Annotated in this window: 27 protein-coding genes, 1 tRNA gene and 1 pseudogene; 14 read left to right on the top strand and 15 right to left on the bottom strand. The window is 45.0% G+C overall.

Translation table 11 applies throughout. The features are described 5' to 3' along the window. Positions 1-31: 31 nt before the first annotated feature. Together VST71_01110 and VST71_01105 are read right to left on the bottom strand one after the other, a co-directional pair. Positions 32-853, bottom strand: coding sequence for an HDOD domain-containing protein (locus VST71_01110; protein MEC4684317.1), 822 nt, complete (start codon positions 851-853; stop codon positions 32-34). Next, complete coding sequence (locus tag VST71_01105; protein ID MEC4684316.1) at positions 850-1,740, bottom strand: response regulator; 891 nt, start codon at positions 1,738-1,740, stop codon at positions 850-852. Before VST71_01105 ends, VST71_01110 begins: the two co-directional genes overlap by 4 nt. A gap of 291 nt (positions 1,741-2,031) precedes the next feature. On the opposite strand from VST71_01105, the gene VST71_01100 reads away from it, so the two are divergent. Together VST71_01100 and VST71_01095 are read left to right on the top strand one after the other, a co-directional pair. Beyond that, positions 2,032-2,379, top strand: coding sequence for a cytochrome c3 family protein (locus VST71_01100; protein ID MEC4684315.1), 348 nt, complete (start codon positions 2,032-2,034; stop codon positions 2,377-2,379). Positions 2,380-2,489: 110 nt separating this feature from the next. Next, a tRNA-Ala gene (locus tag VST71_01095) sits at positions 2,490-2,565 on the top strand. A gap of 77 nt (positions 2,566-2,642) precedes the next feature. Here the strand turns inward: VST71_01095 and VST71_01090 are convergent. After that, positions 2,643-3,649 (bottom strand): annotated as a pseudogene (locus VST71_01090) (glutamine synthetase family protein). An 86-nt stretch (positions 3,650-3,735) separates the two neighbouring features. Next, positions 3,736-6,522: a bifunctional [glutamate--ammonia ligase]-adenylyl-L-tyrosine phosphorylase/[glutamate--ammonia-ligase] adenylyltransferase gene (glnE, locus tag VST71_01085; GenBank protein MEC4684314.1), complete on the bottom strand. Its 2,787-nt coding sequence runs from the start codon at positions 6,520-6,522 to the stop codon at positions 3,736-3,738. A 180-nt stretch (positions 6,523-6,702) separates the two neighbouring features. Between glnE and VST71_01080 the strand changes: the two genes are divergently transcribed. From VST71_01080 to VST71_01070, 3 genes are all read left to right on the top strand, one after another. Then, positions 6,703-8,001 (top strand): DUF1015 domain-containing protein, encoded by a 1,299-nt coding sequence (locus VST71_01080; protein ID MEC4684313.1) that lies wholly within the window; start codon positions 6,703-6,705, stop codon positions 7,999-8,001. A gap of 109 nt (positions 8,002-8,110) precedes the next feature. Continuing rightward, a complete protein-coding gene (gene gap, locus VST71_01075; GenBank protein MEC4684312.1) occupies positions 8,111-9,115 on the top strand; it encodes a type I glyceraldehyde-3-phosphate dehydrogenase in 1,005 nt (334 codons plus the stop codon). A gap of 63 nt (positions 9,116-9,178) precedes the next feature. After that, positions 9,179-10,411, top strand: coding sequence for a phosphoglycerate kinase (locus VST71_01070; protein MEC4684311.1), 1,233 nt, complete (start codon positions 9,179-9,181; stop codon positions 10,409-10,411). A 340-nt stretch (positions 10,412-10,751) separates the two neighbouring features. Here the strand turns inward: VST71_01070 and VST71_01065 are convergent, their stop codons facing one another. After that, a complete protein-coding gene (locus VST71_01065; GenBank protein ID MEC4684310.1) occupies positions 10,752-11,066 on the bottom strand; it encodes a hypothetical protein in 315 nt (104 codons plus the stop codon). 611 nt (positions 11,067-11,677) lie between these two features. Between VST71_01065 and VST71_01060 the strand changes: the two genes are divergently transcribed. Beyond that, positions 11,678-12,559, top strand: a complete 882-nt coding sequence (locus tag VST71_01060) for a hypothetical protein (protein ID MEC4684309.1) — start codon at positions 11,678-11,680, stop codon at positions 12,557-12,559. A 9-nt stretch (positions 12,560-12,568) separates the two neighbouring features. Here the strand turns inward: VST71_01060 and VST71_01055 are convergent, their stop codons facing one another. Together VST71_01055 and VST71_01050 are read right to left on the bottom strand one after the other, a co-directional pair. After that, positions 12,569-12,775 (bottom strand): SlyX family protein, encoded by a 207-nt coding sequence (locus VST71_01055; protein MEC4684308.1) that lies wholly within the window; start codon positions 12,773-12,775, stop codon positions 12,569-12,571. Next, entirely contained in the window at positions 12,772-14,055 is a 1,284-nt protein-coding gene (locus tag VST71_01050; GenBank protein MEC4684307.1) for a DEAD/DEAH box helicase, read from the bottom strand. Before VST71_01050 ends, VST71_01055 begins: the two co-directional genes overlap by 4 nt. A 365-nt stretch (positions 14,056-14,420) precedes the next feature. On the opposite strand from VST71_01050, the gene VST71_01045 reads away from it, so the two are divergent. The 7 genes from VST71_01045 (at position 14,421) to VST71_01015 (ending at position 19,663) form a co-directional block, all read left to right on the top strand. Further along, a complete protein-coding gene (locus tag VST71_01045; protein ID MEC4684306.1) occupies positions 14,421-15,323 on the top strand; it encodes a sce7726 family protein in 903 nt (300 codons plus the stop codon). A gap of 11 nt (positions 15,324-15,334) precedes the next feature. Further along, a complete protein-coding gene (locus VST71_01040) occupies positions 15,335-16,285 on the top strand; it encodes a sce7725 family protein (protein ID MEC4684305.1) in 951 nt (316 codons plus the stop codon). Between the two features lie 37 nt (positions 16,286-16,322). Then, positions 16,323-17,303: an RES domain-containing protein gene (locus VST71_01035; GenBank protein ID MEC4684304.1), complete on the top strand. Its 981-nt coding sequence runs from the start codon at positions 16,323-16,325 to the stop codon at positions 17,301-17,303. Between the two features lie 172 nt (positions 17,304-17,475). Beyond that, positions 17,476-17,907, top strand: a complete 432-nt coding sequence (locus tag VST71_01030; GenBank protein MEC4684303.1) for a YqaA family protein — start codon at positions 17,476-17,478, stop codon at positions 17,905-17,907. A gap of 73 nt (positions 17,908-17,980) precedes the next feature. Then, a complete protein-coding gene (locus tag VST71_01025; GenBank protein ID MEC4684302.1) occupies positions 17,981-18,667 on the top strand; it encodes a spermidine synthase in 687 nt (228 codons plus the stop codon). 89 nt (positions 18,668-18,756) lie between these two features. After that, on the top strand, positions 18,757-19,083 hold the full coding sequence (locus tag VST71_01020; GenBank protein MEC4684301.1) for an SWIB/MDM2 domain-containing protein: 327 nt from the start codon (positions 18,757-18,759) through the stop codon (positions 19,081-19,083). Positions 19,084-19,198: 115 nt separating this feature from the next. Continuing rightward, positions 19,199-19,663 carry a DUF1456 family protein gene (locus VST71_01015; protein ID MEC4684300.1) on the top strand — a complete coding sequence of 155 codons (465 nt, stop codon included), beginning with the start codon at positions 19,199-19,201 and terminating at the stop codon, positions 19,661-19,663. Positions 19,664-19,685: 22 nt separating this feature from the next. On the opposite strand, the gene VST71_01010 is transcribed toward VST71_01015, so the two are convergent. From VST71_01010 to VST71_00980, 7 genes are all read right to left on the bottom strand, one after another. Then, positions 19,686-20,366, bottom strand: a complete 681-nt coding sequence (locus VST71_01010; protein ID MEC4684299.1) for a hypothetical protein — start codon at positions 20,364-20,366, stop codon at positions 19,686-19,688. A gap of 26 nt (positions 20,367-20,392) precedes the next feature. Continuing rightward, positions 20,393-20,626, bottom strand: a complete 234-nt coding sequence (locus VST71_01005; protein MEC4684298.1) for a hypothetical protein — start codon at positions 20,624-20,626, stop codon at positions 20,393-20,395. An 8-nt stretch (positions 20,627-20,634) separates the two neighbouring features. After that, positions 20,635-20,913, bottom strand: a complete 279-nt coding sequence (locus VST71_01000) for a peptidylprolyl isomerase (protein MEC4684297.1) — start codon at positions 20,911-20,913, stop codon at positions 20,635-20,637. 31 nt (positions 20,914-20,944) lie between these two features. Then, complete coding sequence (locus VST71_00995; GenBank protein MEC4684296.1) at positions 20,945-21,226, bottom strand: GIY-YIG nuclease family protein; 282 nt, start codon at positions 21,224-21,226, stop codon at positions 20,945-20,947. 30 nt (positions 21,227-21,256) lie between these two features. Continuing rightward, positions 21,257-21,451, bottom strand: coding sequence for a YwbE family protein (locus tag VST71_00990; GenBank protein ID MEC4684295.1), 195 nt, complete (start codon positions 21,449-21,451; stop codon positions 21,257-21,259). Between the two features lie 131 nt (positions 21,452-21,582). Further along, entirely contained in the window at positions 21,583-23,475 is a 1,893-nt protein-coding gene (locus tag VST71_00985) for an ATP-binding cassette domain-containing protein (protein ID MEC4684294.1), read from the bottom strand. Positions 23,476-23,525: 50 nt separating this feature from the next. After that, a complete protein-coding gene (locus tag VST71_00980; GenBank protein ID MEC4684293.1) occupies positions 23,526-24,125 on the bottom strand; it encodes a hypothetical protein in 600 nt (199 codons plus the stop codon). Positions 24,126-24,326: 201 nt separating this feature from the next. Between VST71_00980 and VST71_00975 the strand changes: the two genes are divergently transcribed. Next, on the top strand, positions 24,327-24,791 hold the full coding sequence (locus VST71_00975; GenBank protein MEC4684292.1) for a hypothetical protein: 465 nt from the start codon (positions 24,327-24,329) through the stop codon (positions 24,789-24,791). A gap of 554 nt (positions 24,792-25,345) precedes the next feature. On the opposite strand, the gene VST71_00970 is transcribed toward VST71_00975, so the two are convergent. Next, on the bottom strand, positions 25,346-25,472 hold a 127-nt coding region (locus tag VST71_00970), incomplete at its 5' end, for a transposase (GenBank protein MEC4684291.1).

The following is a 25,472-nucleotide window of genomic DNA, read 5'->3' as shown; positions in this document are numbered from 1 at the left end:
AAGAAACTATGCAATGAAGGGCGGGGTCTTGTTACATCTCAAAAAAGTTCTTAACAAGCGGGGATTCTTTTCTGACTATTGTTCCAATGTGTTCCATGTCTTCTTTTTTAAGACCGCTTTTATAAAAGAGCCTTTCCTTGTCCTTGCTCCAGAAACCGTCAGCCTCGTTTCTCGGACTAAGAAGAGATGAGAGCGCCTCGGCAAGATGCACAGTGATGGCTATCCCCTTGTGTCTTTCGCATCCCTTCAGGCTATGGTGATGCCTCACTGCAGAGATTATCTCCTCTGGAAAGAGGGAATACTCCAGAAACCATCCCCCGGCAGCGCTGTGGTCAGCGTCAAAGAGCCCTGTTTCTTTTTCGGTGACCGCTTCATCAAACATTATAGGCCTGTATTCAGGGGCATAAAGGGTATAAAAGATAACCCTTCCGATATCATGCAAAAGTCCACCAAGGAAGCATACAGCCCCTGAGGTAACAGGCACCTTATCGCAGAGGAGCCCGGCGATGATGCCGACTTCATAGCTGTGAGCCCATAGTTCCCTCATCCTTCTGGCCTCGTCCTTGTCAAGGAGATCGAAGACGGATATGCTGATAGCGATACTCCTGACGAGGTCGTAACCTAAAAGCAGGGTTGCCTGCTCAAGGTTATTTATCAAACCTGAATGCCAGAAATACGGGGCATTGGCTATTGCCACCACCCTCTCGGAAAGGCTCTGGTCATGTTGTATTATCTCGGAAAGTTCAACGAATGATGAATTCTCGTCACTGATAGTCTCCAAAAGCCTTTTCATTACAACAGGTATGGTTGAAAGGGTCTTCAGACCGCTGATATCTTTTTGTATATCTCTCACTGGGCATCTCCCGGCGAATTGTCAAACAGGGTTTTAAACCTTTCAATGCTTACCGGTTTTTCTAGTATCCTTATATTGCCTCTCTTCTTCAGCAACTCCACTTCAAATGAAAGAATATCACCGGTCAGCAGCCAAAGTCTGTCCTTATCAATAAATTCCTCTGCCTTTTGCATAAAGGTTATCCCGTTCATCTCCGGCATCCTGAAATCAACAAGAACAAAATCAAACCTTTCTTTAACCAGCAGATCAAGTGCCTTCAGAGGTGAGCACATAACCGTAGCTTCATGTCCCAGGAGTTCCAGAAACTCCCTGAATACATCAACAACAATTGCATCGTCGTCAACAACGAGGATCTTCAACGAGCCGTTCACCTTTGTGACAGGGCGGGTCTTGAATAACGGGAGTTCGATGCGAAAACTTCGGCCTTTCCCTGAGAGCTTTAAGGCCATCGCTCCCCCGTGAATTTTTATAATCCTGTGGGCAAGCGGAGTGCCGAGGCCTCTCATCTTTCCGGGAATATCGTGTGATTTAAAAATATCGAACAATTCGTCCGGGGAGTCAAGAATGGAGTCACTGAGGTTTAATACGGCTTTTCCCTCATGTTTGACAGTTGAGACCATAAGCTGTTTTTCTCCCTCATAGGTTTCAAAGGACTTTATGATACCCAGCAGCATATGGAGCAGGGCCTGCGATAAGAGATGGAAGTCACCTTTAACGAAAAGTGGATCCTTGTGCAGGCATACAGAGACGGGAATATTCCTGGCCCTCATCTGATACTCCAACAAAGAAACAGCCTTCCTGACCAGACCATTAAGGTCCAGGGTAACAGCTCCGGCGAGTTCCTTTTGAGGGCTAAATATCTTTAAGGGATTGCTCTTTTCCATCATTCTTACCATTATGCGCAATACAGTTACCATTTTAGCAGAAAATTGGAAAAATTAAAATTTCCGGGGTGGAGCAATTCTTTATTTCAGGATTAAAGGTTAAAGTTTATAGGAACTTTGTCCGATAGTAGCTGGGGTATAGACGGTATTCATACCTGGCACAATACCAAAAACTTTTCCACAAGGCTTGAAGTCAATATAATTATGAGGGTTTTGATATTTTTCATCTTGTTCCTTTCATGCCTGGCATTTCCTCTGATTGCCCGTGGCACAGGACCGCATAATGAGATTATATTGAATACAGCAATACGGTGTTCGGAATGTCACCAGACTCTTTTCCTCAACGAGATATCTCCGGAATTTAATGATGCCACTGACAGCATATGTTTGAGGTGCCATCAGGGAGAGAGAACGCTCTTTTCCCATCCGGTGGGAGTTAAAGTAATGCCTGCTTTGTCCGAAGACATGCCCTTAAGCAGTGATGGCAGGCTGATGTGCATTACGTGTCACACCTTTCACTCCACTATTTATATGCCCATCCTCAAGAAGAAGGTTTATTTAAGAAGGATTGTTATGGAGAAAAACTTCTGCCTCAGGTGTCACAGACAGGACCTTCCGGATAAAACTCTCGTCTCATATTGATATCTGTTGTGCCCCCGGTTGATTGAACAGCCACAATATAAATACCTTAAGAGTTTATGATATTATAGTATATTGAATAAGGTTCAGTACGACACATACAGTCGCTTTTTGGGCGGTTAGCTCAGCTGGGAGAGCGCCAGAATCGCACTCTGGAGGTCGGGGGTTCGACCCCCCTACCGTCCACCAGGCAAAAACCTGCTGTTTCAACAAACATCCCTGTAACTCTTGACCATATTTCCATCCGGACAACAACCTGCAAAAAACTACAGCATTGGAAGATAGGTCTCGATCTCGTACGGGAAGACCCTGACACGGTAGTCATCCCATTCTATCTTTTTGCTCAGGATAAGTTCATTAAAGACGTGCTCTCCAAGGGTCTCCCTGAGAAGATCACTCTTTTCGGCATGCTCGATGGCCTCTATCAGGCTTCCCGGGAGCTGCTCAATCCCCAACCCGAGCCTTTCTGTATCTGTAAGGTGGTATACATCCAGCTCTGCCGGTTCCCGCAGGGAATATCCCCGCTCTATCCCCTTAAGAGGGACTGGTGCGTATGCATGCCGCTGCCGTTCTGACCGAATAGCGGTTTTGGCATAAACGTGGCGTATACTCCGTACTTCCTTGCAATCTCCTTGACCGTTACTCTGTAGGTCATCACCGTATCCGCCATGGTGAGAGCGTCACTATATCTGAGGTCTATCTCATGCTGCGAATGGGCCACCTCGTGATGCGAATACTCGACCCTGATATCCATCGCCTCAAGGGCCAGGATGGTCTCCCGTCTCAGGTCCTCGGCAGCATCCATCGGATAGTCAAAATAACCGCCTGCATCAAGGATCTCGGGTGATTTCTCCGTTCTGAAATAGAAGAACTCAAGCTCGGGACCGAGATAAAACGTGTAACCCTTTTCACTTGCCTTCTCGATATTCCTTCTAAGGACATACCTGGGGTCTCCCTTGTATGGAGTTCCGTCCGGCTCATAAATGTCACAGAACATACGGGCAACGGCCTTTTCCTTAGGCCTCCATGGCAGGAGGACAAAAGTCGCAGGGTCCGGACGGGCAATCATGTCGCTCTCATCAATACGGGCAAAACCCTTGATTGACGAGCCATCAAACCCCATGCCTTCCTCAAAGGCATATTCAAGCTCCTCAACAGGCATTGCAAAACTCTTGAGCATACCGTGGATATCAGAAAACCAGAGCCTTATAAATTTCACGTTATGTTTCTTTACAAGCTCCAGTACGTCCTTACTGTCTCGTGGTCTCTCCATGGACTGACCTCCTTTGTCTTTAATCGGTCAGATCGGTCAGATCAGACCGATTCGACCGATCTCCTTTCGCTCCTGACCCTGCCTTATCACTGAGTCGTGATTTTCAGGACTGAGCTTCTGAGCTCTCCCAAACGGGTCAAAAAATCTTCCCTGCTCCTGTGCCCCATAAATATCCCTGCCAGCGCTGCAATCCCCGTATCCCTTACAATCACATTCTCCTCGTTTAATCTCAGGAAGGTCTCAAGCCTCCTGTAATACTCATATGCATTAAAGAGGGTCTCTCTCTCTTTGGCATTCAGTATCCCCTTTTTGGCCAGCCTGTTAATCGCCACAGGGGTGTTTTGAACCAGTATCTCCGGGCTTTCGCTCACATGCTGAAGCTGTAGAAACTGGACATGAAACTCTATCTCCTCAATCCCCCCCGGCCCGAGCTTGATATCCATGCCCGCTGCCTCCTGTGACAACTCGCGTACTATCCGCTCTCTCATTGCATGGATATCCTCCCTCTTTACCTCTTTTCCCCGCTGCATCAACACTTCCCTTCCCATCTCCATAAATGCCCTTCCTGCCCTCAGATCCCCTGCAACAGGTCTTGCCCTCAGGAGTGCCTGCAGCTCCCAGGGGTGGGCGCTCCTGAGATAGTAGTTCCTGTACCCCCCGAGATCCTTGATAAGGGCCCCCTTTGAACCATCCGGCCGCAACCTCACGTCCACATTGTAAAGCATCCCCTTGTCAGTGTATGTGGTGAGGGTCTTTATTACACTCTCTGCAGTCCTTACTCCACCCGGAATATCCGAGAGGAAGATTATATCGAGGTCAGAGCCAAAGGTTAACTCCCTTCCGCCGAGTTTTCCCAGGCCAATTATTGAAAAACCTTGATCATTATTTATTCTCTCAAGGATTATCCCTATGACAGCGTCTGCAAGGTGTGAGAGGTACCTCAGCAGGTCATGTATTGTCAGGACATCCATGAGGAAAAAAAGACCCAGACGGATATCTTCAGCCCTCCTGTACTCCCCGATAGCCTCCATAACCCCTTCTCCAAACCGGACATTCCTCCTTAGCTCTTCCTCCACCTGCTTCTTTGACTTCCTTATAATTAATCCCTCAACCAGCGTATCAAGGTACCGGTTACTGCTCAAAAAGACCCTTGTAAGGTATGAACTGAGGGAGAATAGCTTGACCATTGCATCAATCAGCCCCTTATGTTCTGCCACCCCTGTAAGGTACGCCTCTTTTTCTCCAAGCACTGCAATGAAACTCTCAAGTCCCTTTAAAACCCTGTCAGGACTCTCTGCATTAAAAGCCTTCTCCAGAAATTGCGGGACAACCCTTCTCAGGACGGCCCTTTCCTTCTGTGTTTTAAACGTCCTCATCTGCTCCCTCACCTTCCGCAGGTGTATAATGCCTGCCTGCGGAGCCTTTACTCCCCTGAATGACAGATACCCCATAAGCTCATCATCGGCAAGGTCACCCTCGAGCAATGCAAGGGCCTCGGCATGAAGGTCTTCTTCCGTGCCGAGCAGGGAGTTATACATATTCTTTACCTGCATACGCCTCAAACGCAGGTCTGCAAGAAATTCAGCGGCTGAGGGAAACCCCATCTTCCTCGCAAGCACCTCCGTCTCCTGCCCGGATGCCGGGAGGGTATGGGTCTGGAGGTCTTCTTTCATCTGGAGATAATGCTCAAGCCTCCTCAGGTACAGGTAATTGTCCCAGAGTATTGTAAGGTCCTCCTGCGGCACCAACTTCAACCATCTCAGCACCTGTATGGCGTTAAATAGCCGGTGGGTCCTGAGCCCCCTGTTGTCACCTCCATAGATAAGCTGAAAGGTCTGCACAAAGAACTCTATCTCCCGGATACCGCCATAGCCGCGCTTTATGTCATCCCTTGAAAATGTTGAATCTATCCTCTTCTTGAGCCCGCGTATCTCCTCTATCTCGGAAAAATCGAGGCTTTTTCTCCAGACAAAGGGAGTGATTGCCTCCATGAATTTCCGCCCAAGCCCCAGGTCTCCGGCTATTGGCCTGGCCCTGATAAGTACCATGCGCTCCCATGTACGGCCCCACGATTCATAATATGTCCTGTAGGAGTCAAGCGGCAGTGTCAGCTCCCCCTTCTGTCCCTGTGGCCTGAGCCTCAGGTCAACCCTGTAAGCAATCCCATCGTCTGTAGGGAGTGAGAGCATCCTGTTGAGGAGTTCTACAACCCTGCAATAGAATTCATGGTTGCTTATCCTGTTTACCCTTACCCCCGAAGGGTTCAGGATACCTGAGGTCTGATCATCTCCTTGGCTGTAGACAGCAATCAAGTCAACGTCAGAGCTGTAGTTGAGCTCAGCGCCCCCTAATTTCCCAAGCCCGATAACCGTGATTACTGCGTTTGCAGGCTCGCCAAATCTTTGGTGGTTAATCCTGAGGGACCACTGAAGGGATAGGGAGATAAGTGCCTCTGCAAGTGATGTGAGCTCATCCATTGAGGAGAGGATGCCGGTTTCACCTGCGAGATCCCTGAGGGTAATCCTGAGCAGGTAACGCTTCTTAAAACCTCGCAAGGCCTTCATCATGGCCTCAATATCCCGCTGCTCATCAGGTGCAATCTCCTCACCTATCCTTTCAAGAAGCAGGTCCCTTGAAATGGGCCGCTTTGTCTCCTTAAGAGCGGAAAGTAGCTCCTCCGGGTTGGCAATGCTATAAATTGCAAGAAACTGGCTTACAGCAAAGAGCCTGCAAATATCCGCAAGATATGGAAGAAAGGGCCCTGCCGGGGCACGTTCAAGGAGACTGAGGGCATTCCTCTCCGCCCTTGCCGGGTCAGGCGTATCAAGGGCGAGTGCCTCTATCCTTTTATGCAATCCTTCATCAATCGGCATGGCCTCTTATCCTTAACTATACATGAAGTGATAACGTCTGCATGAAGCGATAAAACCGGTATACCGGAATCGTCTTCCTCCATCTCTCCAACACTCCATTCCTCCAATCTTTTTTTTGCTCCTGATTGAATTTAGATTTCCTTAAATGCTAACATATTCAGTCTCTAATTGATAATTTAGATGAATCAGGAATTTTTTCCTGATACCGAAGAACAAGGAATTGATGCCATGACAGAAATTTTACCATTCAGAGGAGTCCTCTACGATACCAGCAGGGTCAAGGGTGAAGATGTTGTCTCACCCCCTTATGACGTCATCACCCCTGAATTAAAGGATGCACTTTATTCCAAAAGTCCCTATAACATTGTAAAAATCGACTTCGGAAAAGACCTTGAGGGAGATAATGATTCAGAAAATCGTTATACCCGGGCCGGCAAATACCTCAACGACTGGTTATCCGAGGGGATTTTGAAGGAGACCGAAACCCCCTCCTTCTATCTTTACGAGGCAGAGTACACTGTGGGGAATGAAAAAAAGGTAATGAGAGGGCTCTTTGGCAGGGTCAGGATAACAGAGCTTTGTGACGGTATATACCCCCATGAGGCCACCCACTCAAAGCCAAAGGCAGACAGGCTAACCCTCATGCACCACTGTAATGCCAACCTGAGCCCTATCTTCTCCATCTATAACAGCCAAAGGAGGGGATACCTCGATATCTTTGACAAGTGCCTTTCAACATCCCCCTACATAGCAGCCACGGACCTCACGGGTGCAGAGCACAGGATGTGGATAATTGACGACCCTGATGACGTAAGGATAATCTGTAAGGAGCTGAAAGGAAACGCCATATATATAGCTGACGGACATCACAGATATGAGACGGCCCTTACGTATCAGAAGGAGATGAAGGCAAAAAATCCTGCACATACAGGCACAGAGCCCTATAATTATGTCATGATGTACCTTGTAAACATGGCTGATGGGGGGCTTACAGTACTGCCGACCCACAGGCTTGTCGGGAATTTGGCTGATACCGGGACAGCCGGATTTCTGAGCCCCCTAGAGAAATTCTTTGAAATCAGGTCAATAGATGCTGACAGGGACATCAGCGCAGAAATAGCAGGGCTTGAGCATGCCATAGGGCTTGCAGTTCACGGTGTGGACAAACACTTTATCCTCCTTTACAGGGGTGAAGACCTTACGGACGTACCGGAACCTCTGAGAGGGCTTGACGTAACGCTTCTGCATGAATTAATCTTTAAAAAGTTGTATAATGTTGAGGGGGTTGACTATGAAATGGAGCCCGGAGTCTGTCTTTCGAAGGTAAGGGACGGCAGCTATCAGGCGGCTTTCTTTCTTAATCCCACAAGGGTGGAGGATGTGGAGAGAGTGGCGCTTGCCTGTCTGAGAATGCCTCCAAAGTCAACATACTTTTTTCCAAAAATACTAACTGGTTTTGTTATAAACAGGCTTCAGTAGCGGTAGGCAACAGGCAGTCTCATTTACTGCAGTTATTCCTGACCGCTTGTTAAATAACGGAGGCTTTGTCTCCTTAAAAGTTCATTTTCCTTGATACAAGGAGGGGAGTATGGCGGTTAAAATTGGAATTAACGGGTTCGGAAGGATAGGACGGAATTTCTTGAGGGCATCCATAGCCCAGTCAGACTTTGAAATTGTTGCCATCAATGACCTTACTGATGCTGCAACACTGGCGCACCTTCTCAAATACGACTCTGTTCACGGGATATTCTCAGCCGATGTCTCTGCAACTGATAACTCCCTGATTGTCAACGGACGAGAGATAAAGGTAACAGCAATAACAGATCCGTCAAAGCTTCCATGGAAAGAAGACGGTGTGGAGATAGTGATTGAGTCAACCGGCAGGTTTACTGACAGGGCATCGGCTTCAAAGCACCTTGATGCAGGTGCCGGCTGGGTCCTTATATCCGCCCCCGCGAAAGAGCCTGACATAACCGTATGCCTGGGGGTCAATGAAGAAAGCATTGATGTTAAGAACCACAGGATAATATCAAACGCCTCCTGTACAACCAACTGCCTTGCCCCTGTGGCAAAGATATTGAATAATGAGTTCGGGATTATCCGGGGCCTGATGACCACAATCCATTCATACACCAATGACCAGAGAATCCTGGACCTGCCACACAAAGACCTCAGAAGGGCAAGGGCTGCAGCCATTAACCTGATACCAACCACAACAGGTGCAGCCAAGGCAGTCGGCCTTGTGCTTCCCGAGTTAAAGGGCAGGCTTGACGGTATGGCCATAAGGGTCCCAACCCCCAATGTCTCACTGATTGATCTTGTTGTTGAGATATCAAAGGATACCACCGCAGAGGAGGTCAACGGGGCACTGAAAAATGCAGCTGAAGGCCCTTTAAAGGGAATCCTCATGTACTCGGAGGCACCCCTTGTCTCAATAGACCTCAACGGCAATAACCATTCATCCATCCTTGACGCAACTCTGACGAAGGTTATGGAAAACAGGATGGTAAAAGTCCTTGCCTGGTATGATAACGAGTGGGGTTACAGCAGCCGGTTAAGGGATCTGGCACAATATATCATTAAAAACCGGTAAAGATATTGTTGTACATTAATGCTGTAAATTAATATAGTCTGCAGTTGACAACGGGAGGCAATAATGGCAACTGGAATCAGTCCTGCACCAATAAGGGACATCCTCAGCAAACTTACCATACAGGACTTTGACCTCAAAGGCAAGAGGGTATTTGTTCGTGTTGATTTTAACGTCCCACTTGATGAAAATCTCAACATTACAGATGACCGGCGGATCCGCTCAGCCCTTGCAACCATCAACTATGCCATTGACGAGGGGGCAAAGGTTATACTCGCCTCACATCTTGGCAGACCAAAGGGCAAGGCCGACCCTCGTTACAGCCTTGCACCTGTTGCAAAAAGGCTCAAAAGGCTTCTTAACAAGGATGTTATCTTTGCCCCTGACTGTATCGGACCACAGGTCAAAAACATTATTGACAAGATGCAGCCAGGAGATGTGGTTGTAATTGAAAACCTGAGGTTTCATCCGGGTGAAGAGAAGAACGACGAAGAGTTTGCAAAGGCCCTTGCCTCCCTGGCAGACTTCTACGTTAACGACGCCTTTGGGACTGCCCACAGAAACCACGCATCCATTGTTGGCGTCCCGAAATTCCTCCCTGCTGCAGCAGGTTTTCTCCTTAAAAAAGAGATAGAATACCTCAAGGGTGTAGTAAACAATCCGGTCAGACCCTTTGTGGCCATTCTTGGCGGTGCAAAGGTATCCGGAAAGATAGGGGTGCTCGAAAACCTTGAGTCAAATGTAGACAAGGTACTGATCGGCGGCGGCATGGCATTTACATTTATCAAGGCAATGGGATACGAGGTTGGTGATTCGCTTGTTGAAGAGGATATGGTGGAGATGGCCCAGAGAATCAGGATCAAACTGAAAGACAGGGGTGTGAAATTCTATCTTCCCGTGGATTGTGTAATAGCACAGAGCCTTGACCCCGGGGCTGAGACGAAGACGGTTCCTACCCTTGAGATTCCAAAGGGGTGGAAGGCCCTTGACATTGGACCCGCCACTGCAAAGCTCTTCTCCGAGGCCATTCAGAATGCAAAGACCATCCTCTGGAACGGACCGATGGGTGTCTTTGAGATTGATGCCTTCTCCCGCGGAACGTTTGCCGTGGCCCGCGCAATAGCAGATGCCTATGCCCTCACCATTGTGGGCGGAGGAGATACAGACCTTGCAGTTCACAGGGCCGGGGTATCAGACAGCATATCATTTATCTCAACCGGCGGCGGTGCAACCCTGCAGCTCCTCGAAGGCAAGGAACTCCCGGGGATTGCCGTACTTACCGACAAGAAGAGCGAGTGACGCTTAGCTACCTCACGACCTGATATTCGTGGAAGTGTGCTCATACCACTACCTATACAATTTCTTCATCTATAGACGGAGGAATAGGTTCATTGTGTTCTTTCAGACTTTCAATATACACTTCAGTAGCCTCTTGAATATTCTTTAAGCCCTTGTGTAGTCTTCTGAACTTGATTCAGGATCTATCCGTTTCTGTATCATAGAGATTTCCCGAACCTGATCTGGGATTCAGAATGACATATAACGTTTTTTTCTGTTTGTGGAACAATCTTTTAACAAGCTAAATCCTCCTCATTTATTTGCCGGTTTATTAACACCCAAGCAACCATCTTTACGCTGACTATGACTCCTCCTCTCCAACTGGCTCCTGCTGTGCAGTCGCTATGATTCCAATGAGATTGTCCAGGTTCAGGAAAAGATAAAGGGGCTTTTCATAGCGCAGAATTGAAATGATGTCATTGAACCGACTAAGTGGATAGTGGATTGATGGCCCACTTGAGTAGTTCGCATTCGGAGGAATCGGAGAGGCTTCCTTAAAAAAGACTACCCTTCCAACATAGTGGCCCCCCTGGTAGCAATATATTAGCGCTTCGTACGGATGTCCGCTGTAATACCAGACCTTGTAGGAATCAAAATCCTTTCTCACTGTAGCCATCTTACACCCTCCTTTCCTTATGCCATTTAGAAGTTAATAATTCGATGAGCTTTTCTTTGATGGTTCCGGTTCCCTCTTTCTGTAAATATACCAAAATTAATGCCAATTGACAAGCTTTATTTTATTTTCTTGTCAATTGCCTGTCGGGACAACTGCGAATATTGCAAGTGCCTCCAGAATTACAGATTTGTTACAATAGTATAAATGCAATTCCTCCCTCTTTATTAACGTACGTTGGAGCATCTGCTTTGAATGGCGGGACAAAGATGTTTACAACGTAGAACCGGGAATAACTCAGAGGAACAATCTGTAAATTCACCAGTATGCTTTCTGCTTTATGTTGACCTCAGGGATTCGTTGCCGGTGCTCCAGAGTCATGTCCTGAAATTCCCCGTTTATCGCGATGCCGGCATTGTTGAATAAATAATCAATTCAGCCATAGTCCCTGAGAGGTATGGAACAGGCCCTTTCAAGCGGTTTATCACTTGAAATGTCTTCCGCTTACGGGCTGTTTAACGGTTGAGACTCTTTTTTATGGTATAATTTACAAGAAAGAACTCGGGGTAAGACCCCGACAAAGGACATTAACTAATGCTGGATAAGAGATTGTTGTGAGTTATATTAACATTGAAGATGGAGCCGGGCTACGGTCGTACCTGGAGAAGTTTGAGGAGAAAGAGTTTCACATTATCGCTTTGGATATAGAAGCGGAGTGTAATTGTCATGCCTACGGAGAAAAGCTGTGCCTGGCGCAGATCTTTGATGGAGTGAACCATGTAATCATTGATCCGTTCAATATAAGCAATAATACCCTTAAGCTTCTCTTTGAGAATCCAAACGTTCTGAAAGTAATGTATGATGCTGGAAGCGATTTGTCGCTGCTGAAAAACTCTGCCGGGATAGAGATAAAATCAATACTGGATTTAAGACCCGCAGTCGAGCTTCTTAAATATGAAAAGAAGGACCTTCATTCCATAATTGCATCTGAGCTCGGGATAATCCTGGGGAAGAAGAGGAAATATCAGCAGTATAACTGGACGAAAAGGCCTATTGCCGAAGAGGCGATTGATTACGCGCTCAATGATGTAAGGCATCTGCTTGAACTGAAAGACATCATTCTGGCAAAACTGTACGTAAAGAAATTGATGGAGATCTATCTCCTGAAGAACCTGCAGATACAGAACAAGGATTATACGAGGGCCCCGGAAGATAAATACAAAAAGATAAGTGGATACAACAGCCTTCAGAATGACGAGAAAAAATTCTTCCGGAAGGTTTTCGATATCAGGGATAAGTATGCAAAACAGTGCAACCTTCCGCCTCATAATGTAATTCACAAGACCGATATAATCAGGATTACAAAGGATTCAGGATATATTGATCAGATGCGTTTTTCAAAAAGACTCGGGAAAGATCTGGTCCAGAATATGCTGCGGGAGCTCAGAAAAGCCGCTAAAACTTACTCCGTCGGACGACAAAGGGCCGCTCGTTGACCTCCTCATTTAATAATGCGGCGGTTTTTCGTCTTTCAGGTCTCCTCCGGAGGATATAGTGGATGAGACCCTGAACCGGTCAATGAGCTGTTTCAGGGTCTCGTGCAGGGCATCTATCTGTTTCTGCTGATTGTAGACGGTATCGCTCAGGTCTTTTATCGTGTTTTCCTGAAAGGCTATCCTTGTTTCAATCTCCAATAAACGGTCTTCATTCATCTGTTCACACTCCGGCTTTTATTTTTCTTCTTTGCTGTCTTCGGGGATTTTTTCTTTTTTTTCTTCCTGTCTGCTTCCCATTGCTCATGTTTATCGATCAACTCCTGCAGGTTGAGCTCCTCTGCGGGTGAGCTGACAATGTCTTCATAGTCTGCTTTGTGGAGCGTTATGACCTCGATATCTTTATTGATGAGCTGCTGTATATCCTCAAGAAGTCCCTTTTCTTCCTTGCTGCAGAAAGAGATCGCTACCCCCAGATTGACGCCGCGGCCGGTCCTTCCAACCCTGTGCACGTAATTTTCGGGCTTGTCCGGAAGATCATAGTTGATTACGTAATCGACATCAGGCACATCAATCCCGCGGGCACTGATATCCGTGGCAATCATGATGCGGTAGCTGCCCTCCTTGAACTTTTTCATCACCTCGGACCGGTCGTCCTGTTTCTTGTCTCCGTGGAGAGTAACCGTCTCTATTTGCACCCTCTCCATGGCCTTTGCTACCCGTTCGGCACGGACCCGTGTCCTCACAAATACGATTATCTTGCTTTCCGGATTATCCTTGACAAACCTCTCAAGGAAGAACCTCTTGTCATCCATCTCCACAAACATGACAAAGTGCGAGACATTCTTTGAGACAGGGTTCTCAGGCGCTATCTGGATGCGTATTGCAGAGCTCCTGACCTGCGAGAAGGCGAGTTTTTTAATCTCCTTGTTGATCGTGGCCGAGAAGAAGAGTGTCTGATGCTTGTTCGTAAGCTTCCTCTTTACATACTTGATGTCATCAATAAACCCGATGTCAAGCATATGGTCGGCCTCATCAAGCACAAGGGTCCTGATTCGTGAAAGGTCAACGAAGCCCTGCTTGATGAGATCAAACATCCGTCCAGGGGTCGCAATAAGTATGTCTATTCCGTCCTGAAGTCTTTTGACCTGCCGGTCCTGCTCGACCCCGCCGTACAGGGCAAAGGACTTGACCTTTGTATGCCGCGCAAGCTTTTCAAAGACCTCCCCGATCTGCATTGCCAGTTCACGCGTGGGAACCATGACAATGCACTTGATCCCAAGGGACCGCTTGCTGCTCTTCTCCCTGTGGATCGTGTCAATAATGGGAATAGCAAAGGCAGCCGTCTTCCCGGTCCCGGTCTGTGCAATCGCCAGGACATCCTCGCCTTTCAGGATCGAGGGTATGGACTTGAACTGTATATTAGTAGGGTTTTTAAAACCCATCAGGTCAAGATTCTTCTTAATTGTCTCTGATATCCGGTACTTTTCAAATTTCATGTATTCACCTTACTGCCCTTTTTAAGTTGTTTCCAAGCTAAAAGCTACTCTTAATTATACCGGATTTGGATGGTAGATGTGTGACGCCGCCTACGAGATGAATTAAATTTCTGAAATATGTAGACACCGCTCACTGCTCTTCACCCATGTCTTTTATTATCTTTATCTTTCAGCTTCATGTAAGGTTGAATATACGACTCAGGTTACCGGATATCTATCCTGACACGGGGGGTAATGGAAGCCTTTAGAAAAATCAAAATAAATAGTGGAAAATTGAAGTATTATTCAAGTTTTGCTTTTTGGGGTGGATATAAGCCAATATATTTTTATTAAGATGGGATGATTTTATATAATACCGGTAGGCAATGAAAACTAAAGAAATAATAAATCGGAAATACTTGCCAGCAGTAAGCCGGATATTTTCGTCCATTGTGATGGATAGCCTTTCTCACAAAGGATATTCCGCTTACTTGTATGAGGTATGCACAAACAGTGGCATTCTTGAACAAATAGATCATTCCATGTCACTTTCTCAGTTTTTTGACTGGATTTACAACATTCTCTTCAAAAACTACAGAAATGAATATATTTATAAGAATGCAATAGCCAATAAAATCCTACTCGGCAAGCATTCCTTGAACACTTCACATATGCTAACAGAATTCCGTGTTGGCAAATGTAAGGCTGACGCAGTAGTGATAAATGGGACATCAACAGTCTACGAGATAAAATCTGAATTCGATTCTTTTGCACGTCTCGAAAACCAGGTAAAAGCTTACTATCAGATTTTTGACCATATTAATGTCATAACCTCTAATTCCCAGGCAACAAAACTTAAATCAATACTACCCGACGCAGTCGGCATCCAGGTATTAACCGATAGAAACACTATATCAACAATCAGAAAATCAAAATCAAATAAGAAAAACATACACATGGACACATTGTTCGATTCTCTCAGAAAAAAAGAATATCTAAAAATTGTCGAAGAATTCTATGAAATAGCACCGAATGTCCCGAACACTCAAATATACCGGGAGTGCAAAAAACTTTTCTGTAAAATTCCTCCCGAAACAGCACATTATTTAACGATGAATACTCTTCGAAAACGAAATAATACGAAGGTGCTTAAGGAATTCATTACTAAAGCTCCTGCCTCATTATCTGCCTATGCATTGAGTATTTGTAGTGAAAAGGCAAAAATGCGGGCATTAATGTCTAACTTTACAAGCAACATTGGCTCAGTAATCATTCCGAAGCCGGCTTAGGAGGAAATTACATGTATTATCCATATTTAAGGGGAAAACAGTTTGAACTGATATTGCTTCGGGATAATGCCGAGTTTTTAGCAAATAATAACATCCATCCAATTATCGAACCGGTAAAAAGCGACTTTGCAGCGTTAACACGCTCAATAAAAGCTATGAACGAAAGTAGTGTTGATTGTACTCTTATAGTGAATCCTATAGCTGGACAGAAGCCTGTACCTTCTTCGAGCATTTTAACGGAACTTATCGAAGATAAATTTAAAAAGTTAAAAAATATATCGGTTGGTTACATGCTTCATGCTGAATCAAATATTGACAATTTAGTTGCGCTACTAAAAAAACACCGTAATTTTAACTTTTCTATTCTGCATTATGGGTATACTAATGGCAAAAAGCTTGCTGCCGCAATAGATGGATATGAAAATATTAAAACCCATATTTTTATTGATGGATTTGCCGGAAAGTTATATCAAAGGTATTTGAAAAAAGATGGAATCAAAAGAATTTTAATCAGGGACGGCTTTAAACCACAAAAAAAGAATGCACACTATCCATCTAATGAACATTTTTCTGATTTACATATTACCTTTCCTGATGAAGGAATGGATGGATTCGGTGATTATTTAATTGTTGGTGACGATTACACAGAGACCGGTGGTCCTGCATATGCTGTTGCCATTCATATGACGTACCTTGACAATGATGATGATATGTTTATCTATCACTTTATTTCTGATCAGACAGATTCTCCAACCGACCCTGGAGGAAAGTTTCTTGAGGCTCTTGCAAAATTGGCAAAGAAAGTAAATAAGCCTAAATCCCTAATTTTCAAATCAAGAGCGTGCGCTGAATATCTTAAACTTTTTAAGATGCAGCATTATCCCGGACTTGGATATGTTAAAAAGCTTTCTATGCAGCATCATATTGAATTAATGGCAAACTTCATCAGCAGAGAAAGTTGATATGAATTGTTGCCCTAATTGTTTTTCTGATAATTTTTTGCAGAAGCATATTAACGCAGTTAGTAACAAAAAAGGGAAGTGTTCCTTTTGCAAAACAGATAATGCAACACTGATAAAGCCTGAAGAATTATTTGATCGATTTGAACCTCTCCTGGAGTTGTATGAAAAAGACCGAGAGGGGGTTGCACTTAATGAGCTTTTGCAAATTGATTGGAATGTTTTTACAATCACCGTAAATCGTATGCAGCAAAAGTTATTAAAAGCAATCTCATGCAATAACGATCTGTTCAAAGTTAAATTTAAACCTGTATTTTTAATAGAACAAAAAAATGTTGAGCAATGGGAAAATTTTAGAGAAGAATTAAAACATAGAAATAGATTTTTTCCCAATAATGCCCCTGTCAAGAGTAATTTGGAGCCATTCGGCAAGCATATTGGCGTAATGCTCAATAAAGGCTCCCAAATATTTTTCAGAGCAAGAATTAACACTTCTGATAAACCATACAAAATTTCACAAATGAGCAAGCCACTTAAGAATTTAGTATCAAATGGGCGAGCCAATCCAATTGGAATACCTTACCTCTATTTGGCGTCGTCGGTTGATACAGCAATTTCCGAAATCAGGGGCAATAAAGGAGAATTTGTCACTATTGCTGAATTCATAATGAATAAAGATCTAGAATTGGCAGATTTGCGGGATCCTAAAAACACTATCAGTCCTTTTGAACTAAATGAAGAAAACGAATTAGAACTCATTTATAAAAATATGCCATTTCTTACACTTCTTGGAAATGAACTGTCAAAACCAATAATACCACGGGAAGCAAATTTAGAATATCTTCCAAGTCAATACCTTTGTGAATTGCTTAAAAATATAGGTTTTCATGGAATTATTTATAAAAGTTCAATTGCAAACGGCAATAACTATGTCATTTTTGACGACAAAAAGCTTAAAGCTGTGAGAACATATCAATATCAGATTACCGATATAACAACTAAATCTAAAAAACTAAAATGAAGCAGGAACTCTCTCTAACTGTGGCCTGAGGGGGCCACGCTGAAAAGGTTTCCGAGCTTTAAGAGGTGGCGAATGGGTGGTGTCTTGGTGACGCCGTCCACAAGTGTTTAATTGCAAGGCAACAAACCCTGCTGTTATGCAATACTATTATAACAACAGGGATGAATATTTAATGGAATTTTTTACAGATTTCGGTTATCTTGGCCTTTTTTTAGCCTCATTTTTAGCAGCCACGATACTGCCTTTGAGTTCGGAGGTTGTGCTTGGTTACCTCCTGGCAAATGGTTATAATCCGGCGATGACCGTGGGTGTGGCAACAGTCGGGAATGTCCTGGGGGCATGTCTGAATTATGCGGTCGGACTTTGGGGCAGTGGTTTGTTTATTCGCAGGATTTTAAGAGTATCCGAGGATGAATTTGCAGGGGCAAAAAAGAGATTTGAGAAATACGGCGTTGCCAGCCTGTTGTTTGCGTGGGTCCCGATTATTGGTGACCCGCTGACTTTTGCCGCGGGTGCTCTAAGGATAAACATTGCAGTATTTCTGGTGCTGGTGACAACAGGAAAGCTGATCCGTTATTTTGTTGTCGGGTATGCTGTCTTGTGAGAGGTGTTGAAATGGAAAGATATACCGAAACTCTAATTTGGAACTCGCTGCTTAAAGGGGAAGCTTACGATAGATGACCAAACCGTGGCAAACAATTGACAGCAATGATACCGCTGATGGTTTTCTTGAACTTAGACAAAGGAACGGATCTGATTTTCTTATAACCATTGACGGCCGTGTGCTGATGAACTCCTGGGCCAGCCAATCCGAGGTGCTGCTTTCGAAACTGGCCTGCAAGCTCCTGAACAATAAAAAAGCCCCCAGGGTGCTCATCGGAGGGCTGGGGATGGGCTGTACCCTGAAGGCGGCGCTCGATGAGCTCCCCGAAGGTGCCGGCGTGGTTGTGGCTGAACTTAACCCCGTGGTCGTCAGATGGTGTTGCGGGCCCATGGCCGCACTTACCGGCGGGGCGGTTAATGACCCCAGGGTTACCATAGAGATTGCTGATGTGGCGTCACTGATCCGCAACTGTGCAATGAACGGCGGAGACAACCGGTTTGATGCCATTATCCTTGATCTCTATGAGGGGCCGTTTGAGGCTGCCAAGGAAAGGGGTGACTATTTATACGGAGAGACCGCCCTGGCGATGAGCGGCTCATCCCTGATGCCCGGAGGTGTGTTTGCCGTCTGGTCCGAGGACCCTGATAAGGCATTTGAAAGGCGACTTGTCCGTGCCGGGTTTGCCTTTAAGCGGCATCGAGCGGGCAGAGGGAACAGGCATGTTGTATACATTGCAACAAAATCCGGTTCCTATCCATGATGAGATTAGCTATATTTGGCTGCATTGTAGTAAACTTACGGTCAAGTTTAGCAGATTGATAAAAAAATACAGGAACGAAGGAGTTGAAAATGGCAGAAGCAAAGGGATTGAATAAACCGGTAAAGCTGAAAAATGATTTGGCGGATCTCCTGGGGGCAACCGAGCTTCCAAGAACAGAGATAACCAAGAAACTATGGGAATATATTAAAGCAAATAAACTTCAGACAAAGACTGCAAATGGAAAGCCTGAGAACGCGGGCAAGTTCATAGTGGCTGATGCTAAATTGCTTCCGATCTTCAAAAACACAAAATCCAAAAGCAAATCAGGCAAGGTCACAGACCTTACAAAGCTGAAAGAGGGCCAGACGATCGACATGATGCAGATGGCTGCCATTGTCGGCGCAAATATAGAATAAGCTTAAAGTCTGGTGTCCTGTCATGTGAGATGCGTAAGTTGTTGCATGACAGGACCATAGGTAACCAGGTAGTGAGTCGTTGTGACACAACTACAGTTTAGATCGGAGCATACTTGTGACCAATAACGATATCTTGCGCCGTATCCGCTATACATTTGACTTTGACGATTCGACAATGATTGCTATATTTGGCTTGGCTGGTTGTCAGGTAACGCGGGAGCAGATCAGCGATTGGTTAAAAAAAGATGACGATCCTGCGTATCAGAAATGTAGCGATACTCAGCTGGCGATTTTCCTGAATGGTTTGATTAACTATAAACGGGGCAAAAAAGAAGGGCCGCAACCCGAGCCCGAGCGGCGTTTAACTAACAATATCATTTTCAGAAAATTAAGAATTGCATTAAACCTGAAAGCCGAAGACATATTGGAAATTATGGACCTGGCTGGGTTGCGCATTAGCAAACACGAATTAAGTGCGTTTTTCCGTAAGCCGGGGCATAAACACTACCGTGAATGTAAGGATCAGGTCCTGCGTAATTTTCTAAAAGGTCTACAGCTTAAATATCACGCTAAAGAGTAGTTTGCAGTATTTGTTTTATTCCTCATCCGGAACCGCGCACCGCAATCCAGATTGTATGTCGCCCACCACCGCGGGAACCGCGTGCCCTTACACACATCTCGTCTACATCAAAGCCCGACCTGCGAAGACGCCTTGCAAAGGCACGGTCTGGTGCTGCTGACCATACAGCAAGCACACCCTCGGGCCGAAGCGCTGCAAAGGATGTCTCAAGCCCGGCCTGTGAATATAGCCGGTCATTGCCCTCCCGCGTCAGTCCCTCAGGCCCGTTGTCCACATCCAGCAAAATAGCATCATATACCCTCTTCTTCTGCTTCAGCACATCTCCCACATCAACTTCGCATACAGTGACCCGGCTGTCCTGAAGAGGGTTGCCGGAGAGGCCGGCAAGAGGTCCCCTGTTCCACTTTACTACTGCGGGGACTAATTCGGATACAACTATCCGGGCACCAGGGCCGAGCCCTTTAAGCGACGATGCCAATGTGAATCCCATGCCGAGTCCCCCTATCAGTATCCGGGGACTGCCGCTTCCTGCGATCCTTTCACAGGCAAGCTCTGCCAAGGCTTCCTCTGATCCATGAGTGCGGCTGTTCATAAGCTCATGACCGTTCACCCTTATCGAAAATTCTTTGTCGCGCCTGTACAGGCAAATCTCCCCTCCATTTCCGGGTACCGGTGCGCATTCTATCAGTTCCCAGGGGATCATGAATGCCTCATCTTTCTTTTTCCTTTCTAATCAATCTCTATTACCAGACCGCAGTCTTCACATCTGTATCTCACTTTTTCCGTCTCTTTTGCTGCAACTTCTTCAAAATCAAACCTCTTAATGCCGTTGATTTCATAACATTCAGGACAATAGCCCCCTCCAAGTTCATCGGCCTTTATTGTCAAATGGCAGTGCCGGCAGCGCAGCACGTTCTTCTTGTCAGTCAATAGCTCGAGAATGGTGTGTTTGCAGGAAGACACAATGACTTCTATCCTCTGCTCGTAATTTTAATAAGGTGGTAGCCAAACTGGGTCTTGACCGGGCCGTGCACTTTTCCAACTTCCTCGCTGAATACGACTTCATCAAATTCCTTTACCATCTGTCCAGGTGAAAATTTACCCAGCCCTCCACCCTGTTGTCCCGAAGGGCACTGGGAATGCTCCTTTGCCATCTGGGCAAAATCAGCTCCATCTTCAATCTGTTTCTTGATGTTTGAGCACTCTTCCTCAGTCTTTACCAGAATGTGACTTGCAGCAGCTTTAGCCATTGTTTTCTCCTTTTTACAGTGATTTTATTAATCATATTACCCGTTTTATTTCCCTTATCCCGATTTTGCCTTCTACAAGCAATTCTTTCTTGATCTTTGTAAGCTTTCTTACCCTGTCTTCAACCTTCAGTGCAAGGCCTTTGTCACCTATCTTCTTTTTTAAAACCAGTTCCAGAGGCGCCTTTCCTCTTAAATATTTCGAGCCCCGGCTGCCGCCCCTATGCTCTTCGAACCTCCTCTTCACGTCAGTTGTTATCCCCGTATACAAGCTCCCGTCTTTGCACCTTATTAAATATAAAAACCAGATTTCCATTTTATAAAGCGTCACCGTCAATGCGGAGTGTCATTTACAAATCTCTTTGACTCGTCCCACCTTTCCACTATCTAATTTTACTTTTATGCCATGAGGATGTGAAGGAGAGTTTGTCAGGATATCCTTGACAACTCCTTCAGTTAATTTACCGCTTTTCTGGTCCTGTTTTAGTACTATCCTGACCCTAATGCCCTGCGTTATATTTAATCTTTTTTTCCCGTCCATAACAATATTATATCCTTCACACCATTATAATAGCCATTGATTTTTACAATGTGTGGTGTCACCCATTTATTCAGAGCCTACAGGGGTGGCAAGCACCACAAGGTCTCTTCCCACGAATACTAATGTGTATTTCAGGCGGACTCCTTTAATATCTGCTCAAGCAGCGCCCAGCGTTCATAAGCGTCGGCAATATCCTTTTCCAGCTTCTCGATCTTCGATTTTGCCTCAGCCACCTTGTTCCCGTCACCTCTGTAAAATTCAGGATCTGCGAATTTCCTGTAAAACACCGCATGTTCTGCTTCCATTGATTCGATCATGCCCGGGAGTGCTTCTATCTCCCTGTTTTCTTTAAATGTGAGTTTGCGTGGCCCCTCCTTTTTTTGACGGGGCCTTTTCTTTCCCGACTCCTTCACTTTCTGATTCACTGCCTCAGGCACGCGTTGTCTCAGCCAGTCATCATATCCCCCGACATATTCGCCAATCCTGCCCCCGCCTTCGCAAACGATCGTACTTGTTACAATGTTGTTCAGGAATTCCCGATCGTGGCTCACCAGCAGGACCGTCCCTTTATATTCCATCAGCATCTCTTCAAGGAGCTCAAGAGTGTCTATATCAAGATCGTTTGTCGGTTCGTCCATGACGATTACATTTGAAGGCCGTGTAAAAAGCTTTGCGAGCAGAAGCCGGTTGCGTTCTCCACCGGACAAGACCTTTACAGACATTCTGGCACGATCCGGCGGAAAGAGAAAGTCCTGGAGATAGCCGATTACATGTTTTTTTATGCCGTTTACAGTAACGTACTCACCGTCAGCTACGTTTTCCATTACGGATTTTTCGTCATCCAACTGTGCACGGTGCTGATCAAAGTATGCAACCTCAAGTTTAGTTCCCATGCGGACAGAACCCTCATGCTGTACCATGGTGCCGAGAAGGATGTTTATTAGAGTAGTCTTTCCTGAGCCATTGGGGCCGATAATCCCTATCTTGTCTCCCCGCATAATTACCGTTGAAAAATTATCTATAAGTTTTCGCCCGTCAAATGTACAGCCAATCCCCTCGGCCTCAAGCACGAGTTTTCCTGATCTTTCAGCTTCGTTAAAATTCATTTTAGCGCTTCCGGATAATTCACGCCTCCTGCTCCTCTCTCTTCGCATCTCTTTCAATTCTCTTACACGACCTTCATTCCGGGTGCGGCGTGCCTTTATGCCCTGACGGACCCATGCCTCTTCCTGTGCAAGTTTTTTATCAAAAAGTGCATTATGAGTGGTCTCGGCATCCAGCAGGGCCTGTTTTCTTTTGAGATAGGTTGAGTAGTCACCGGGCCAGTCGGTTATCTTCCCGCGGTCAAGTTCAATTATACGGGTTGCGAGAGACTGGAGAAATTTCCGGTCATGAGTTATGAAGAGGATGGCCCCCTTGTAGGCGCTTAAAAATTCCTCAAGCCACCTGATTGATTCAATATCGAGATGGTTGGTAGGCTCGTCAAGCAGCAGGAGATCCGGCTCGTTTACAAGGGCCCTGGCAAGGAGAACCCTTCTTTTCTGCCCCCCTGACAATTCGGCAACAGATGCATCGGCATCCAGCTTGAGCTTTGAGAGCACGGTCTCTACCCTCTGCTCTGAGTGCCAACCGCCTTCAGACTCTATTTCATGCTGTAGCCGCTCAAGTTTCAAGAGTGCCCCTTCATTATGATCGGATGACAATTGGTGACTTGTCAGGTGGTATTCAGAGATCAAGCCGACTATCTTTCCCAGCCCTTCTGAGACCACGTCAAATACCGTACCACTGAGGTCATGGGGAACTTGCTGGGGAAGAGAGGCAATTCGCAGTCCCTGGGAATATATAACCTCACCCGCATCAGGAAGAATTTCTCCGCTGATTATCCTGACAAGAGTGGATTTACCCGCACCATTCCTGCCGACCAGGCAGACACGCTCCCCTGCCTCCACATTAAGCGTAACTCCATCAATCAATTCAGGGCCGCCAAATGCTATCTTTATATTCTGCAGACTTAGTATTGTCAAGGTTTACCTCAGATTGTAAGTGCTTAGGTTAATAGGCTGAAGACCGAAGGCTAAACCCCTGTATTTTCATTTATATCAGCAAAATCTCTTCTGACCTCTTCGATTCTCTTCCGGTATTCCTCTGCGTCTCCATACTCCAGGAATTTTCTGTAGCGACTGTGAATGCTGCGGATTCTTCTGGCATGCTTGATCGGACACCAATATTGTTCGGTTCTGGCAGCTATTTCCTGTACATAGGCGATCAAGCCGTTAAAATACCCGCAATACATGCAGTTTAGCTTTTCTATTGCATTAAGGTATTTAAGGGCATGACGATCTATCACTATATAGTCGCTCCGTTTTACTTTCGGGATTTTATACACCGGAAAACAAATAAACTGATAAGTTGTGACAAAAGAATCCAGGAGAACTGCTGTAACAATACCAAACCATACTACCGGAACCGTCAGTATGCTTAACCAATCAGCATTGACTATATACTTGTAAGTCTTTGTTGCAAAAGCTTTATGGTATTGTTTGACCTCTTCTTCAAACCTGACCTTCTTCCCATGAATTTCATAGGAGAACTCCTTCTCTTTTTTCTGAATTTCCAAAGATAATCTTTTTTCGAGATTGTTTATCTCTTCAATAATATCCTGTATTTTCTGCATATAACCCCTTTTGAATCCGTATTTGTATCCCGCAATTTTAACATCAATATACAAAGAAAATCTCAGACAAATTAAAGACGCCGGGAATGGAGAAAAACGGATTAAGGGTTTGAGAAAATTTTAAGATGTGCTATACTTTTAATCATTAAGTGGGAAGCCGGAAAATCGTATACTATACGTTAGATCAGGCGTTTATAAAATATGCCTAATGGTGATTATACTACATCAAGAGAAGAATGGGATAAAATCAGGGCATTTTTTGATAGCCGGGCGGAGATTCTTAATAAGTTTGCACAAAAATTCAATTTATACATAGACAAATATTACCATGACACAAAAGGGTGGTGCTTTCGTTTTCGTCATCCTGAGGGAGGCATCGGAGGAGTCGGAATTTACCGGGAAGATGATGCAACAGTGCAATTAGTCAGCTATTGGCAAATATGTGAATATGACACCTTTACAATGTATTCAAAGTGGGGTGATAAAAAAACATTTGCAATTAATCAAATCGATCTTTACGGAGAACTTGAAAAAGAGCTCCGGAATGTGCTGAGCTGGAGGAAAGAAGAACTTATCGCGAACCCCGGTTTTGAAAATCCCTGGGCGAATTATACAAAAGAAGAATGGCAGAAATTATTCCCGGAATACCCCCTTCCGAATTTATGAAATATAACCAACTCTAACAACCCAGCGGATGTGTAATACGCCCTGCAGATTTTGACGTTAAATTCAAAAATTAAAAACAAAGGGCAATCCCATGATTACAAATATTTCCTTGCGATTACTTTTCGGTGCCTGGTCTATAATTATTGGTATGTTTTTATTAAAACTTTATTTTAGCAAACCGGCAAATAAATACAGAGTTTTTAGCTGGTTAAAAGTTTGTTGCACAAACAGAAAAAAAACGATATATGTCATTCTGAATTTATTTCAGAATCTCTAAGAATCAATGACTTATGAGACGCAGTCTATTCGCCTTGCCAAGCCTGAAACAATACTGAAACAAGTTCAGAGCCTGCCCTGAATTTAGTTCGGGGGTGACAAAACAAGAGTTTCACAACAAGTTCTTACGTGGTTGATTTTGACGAATATGTCTCTCTGAATAGTTGCCGGGTTAATAGTAAACATAAAGATGACAAGTGGGGTATGTTGTACAAGAGATTTTCTGAAATTAAAAATCAACCATAGAATTTTATCAATTTTATTGGTTCCTCGCTGATTCATGTGGGTAAACGGAAATCAAGTTTTCCCCCAATGAGGTAAATTATGGTAATAAGATTACGTGTTGTGCGGTAGCCTCGCGCCTTTGCCTTGGCTGCCTGGATCAGGCTGTTAATACCTTCTAAA

Source organism: Nitrospirota bacterium (assembly GCA_035873375.1).
Classification (GTDB): Bacteria; Nitrospirota; Thermodesulfovibrionia; order Thermodesulfovibrionales; family JdFR-85; genus BMS3Bbin07.
Note: the sequence above shows the minus strand (reverse complement) of the source record. Positions and strands in the feature narration are given on the sequence as shown.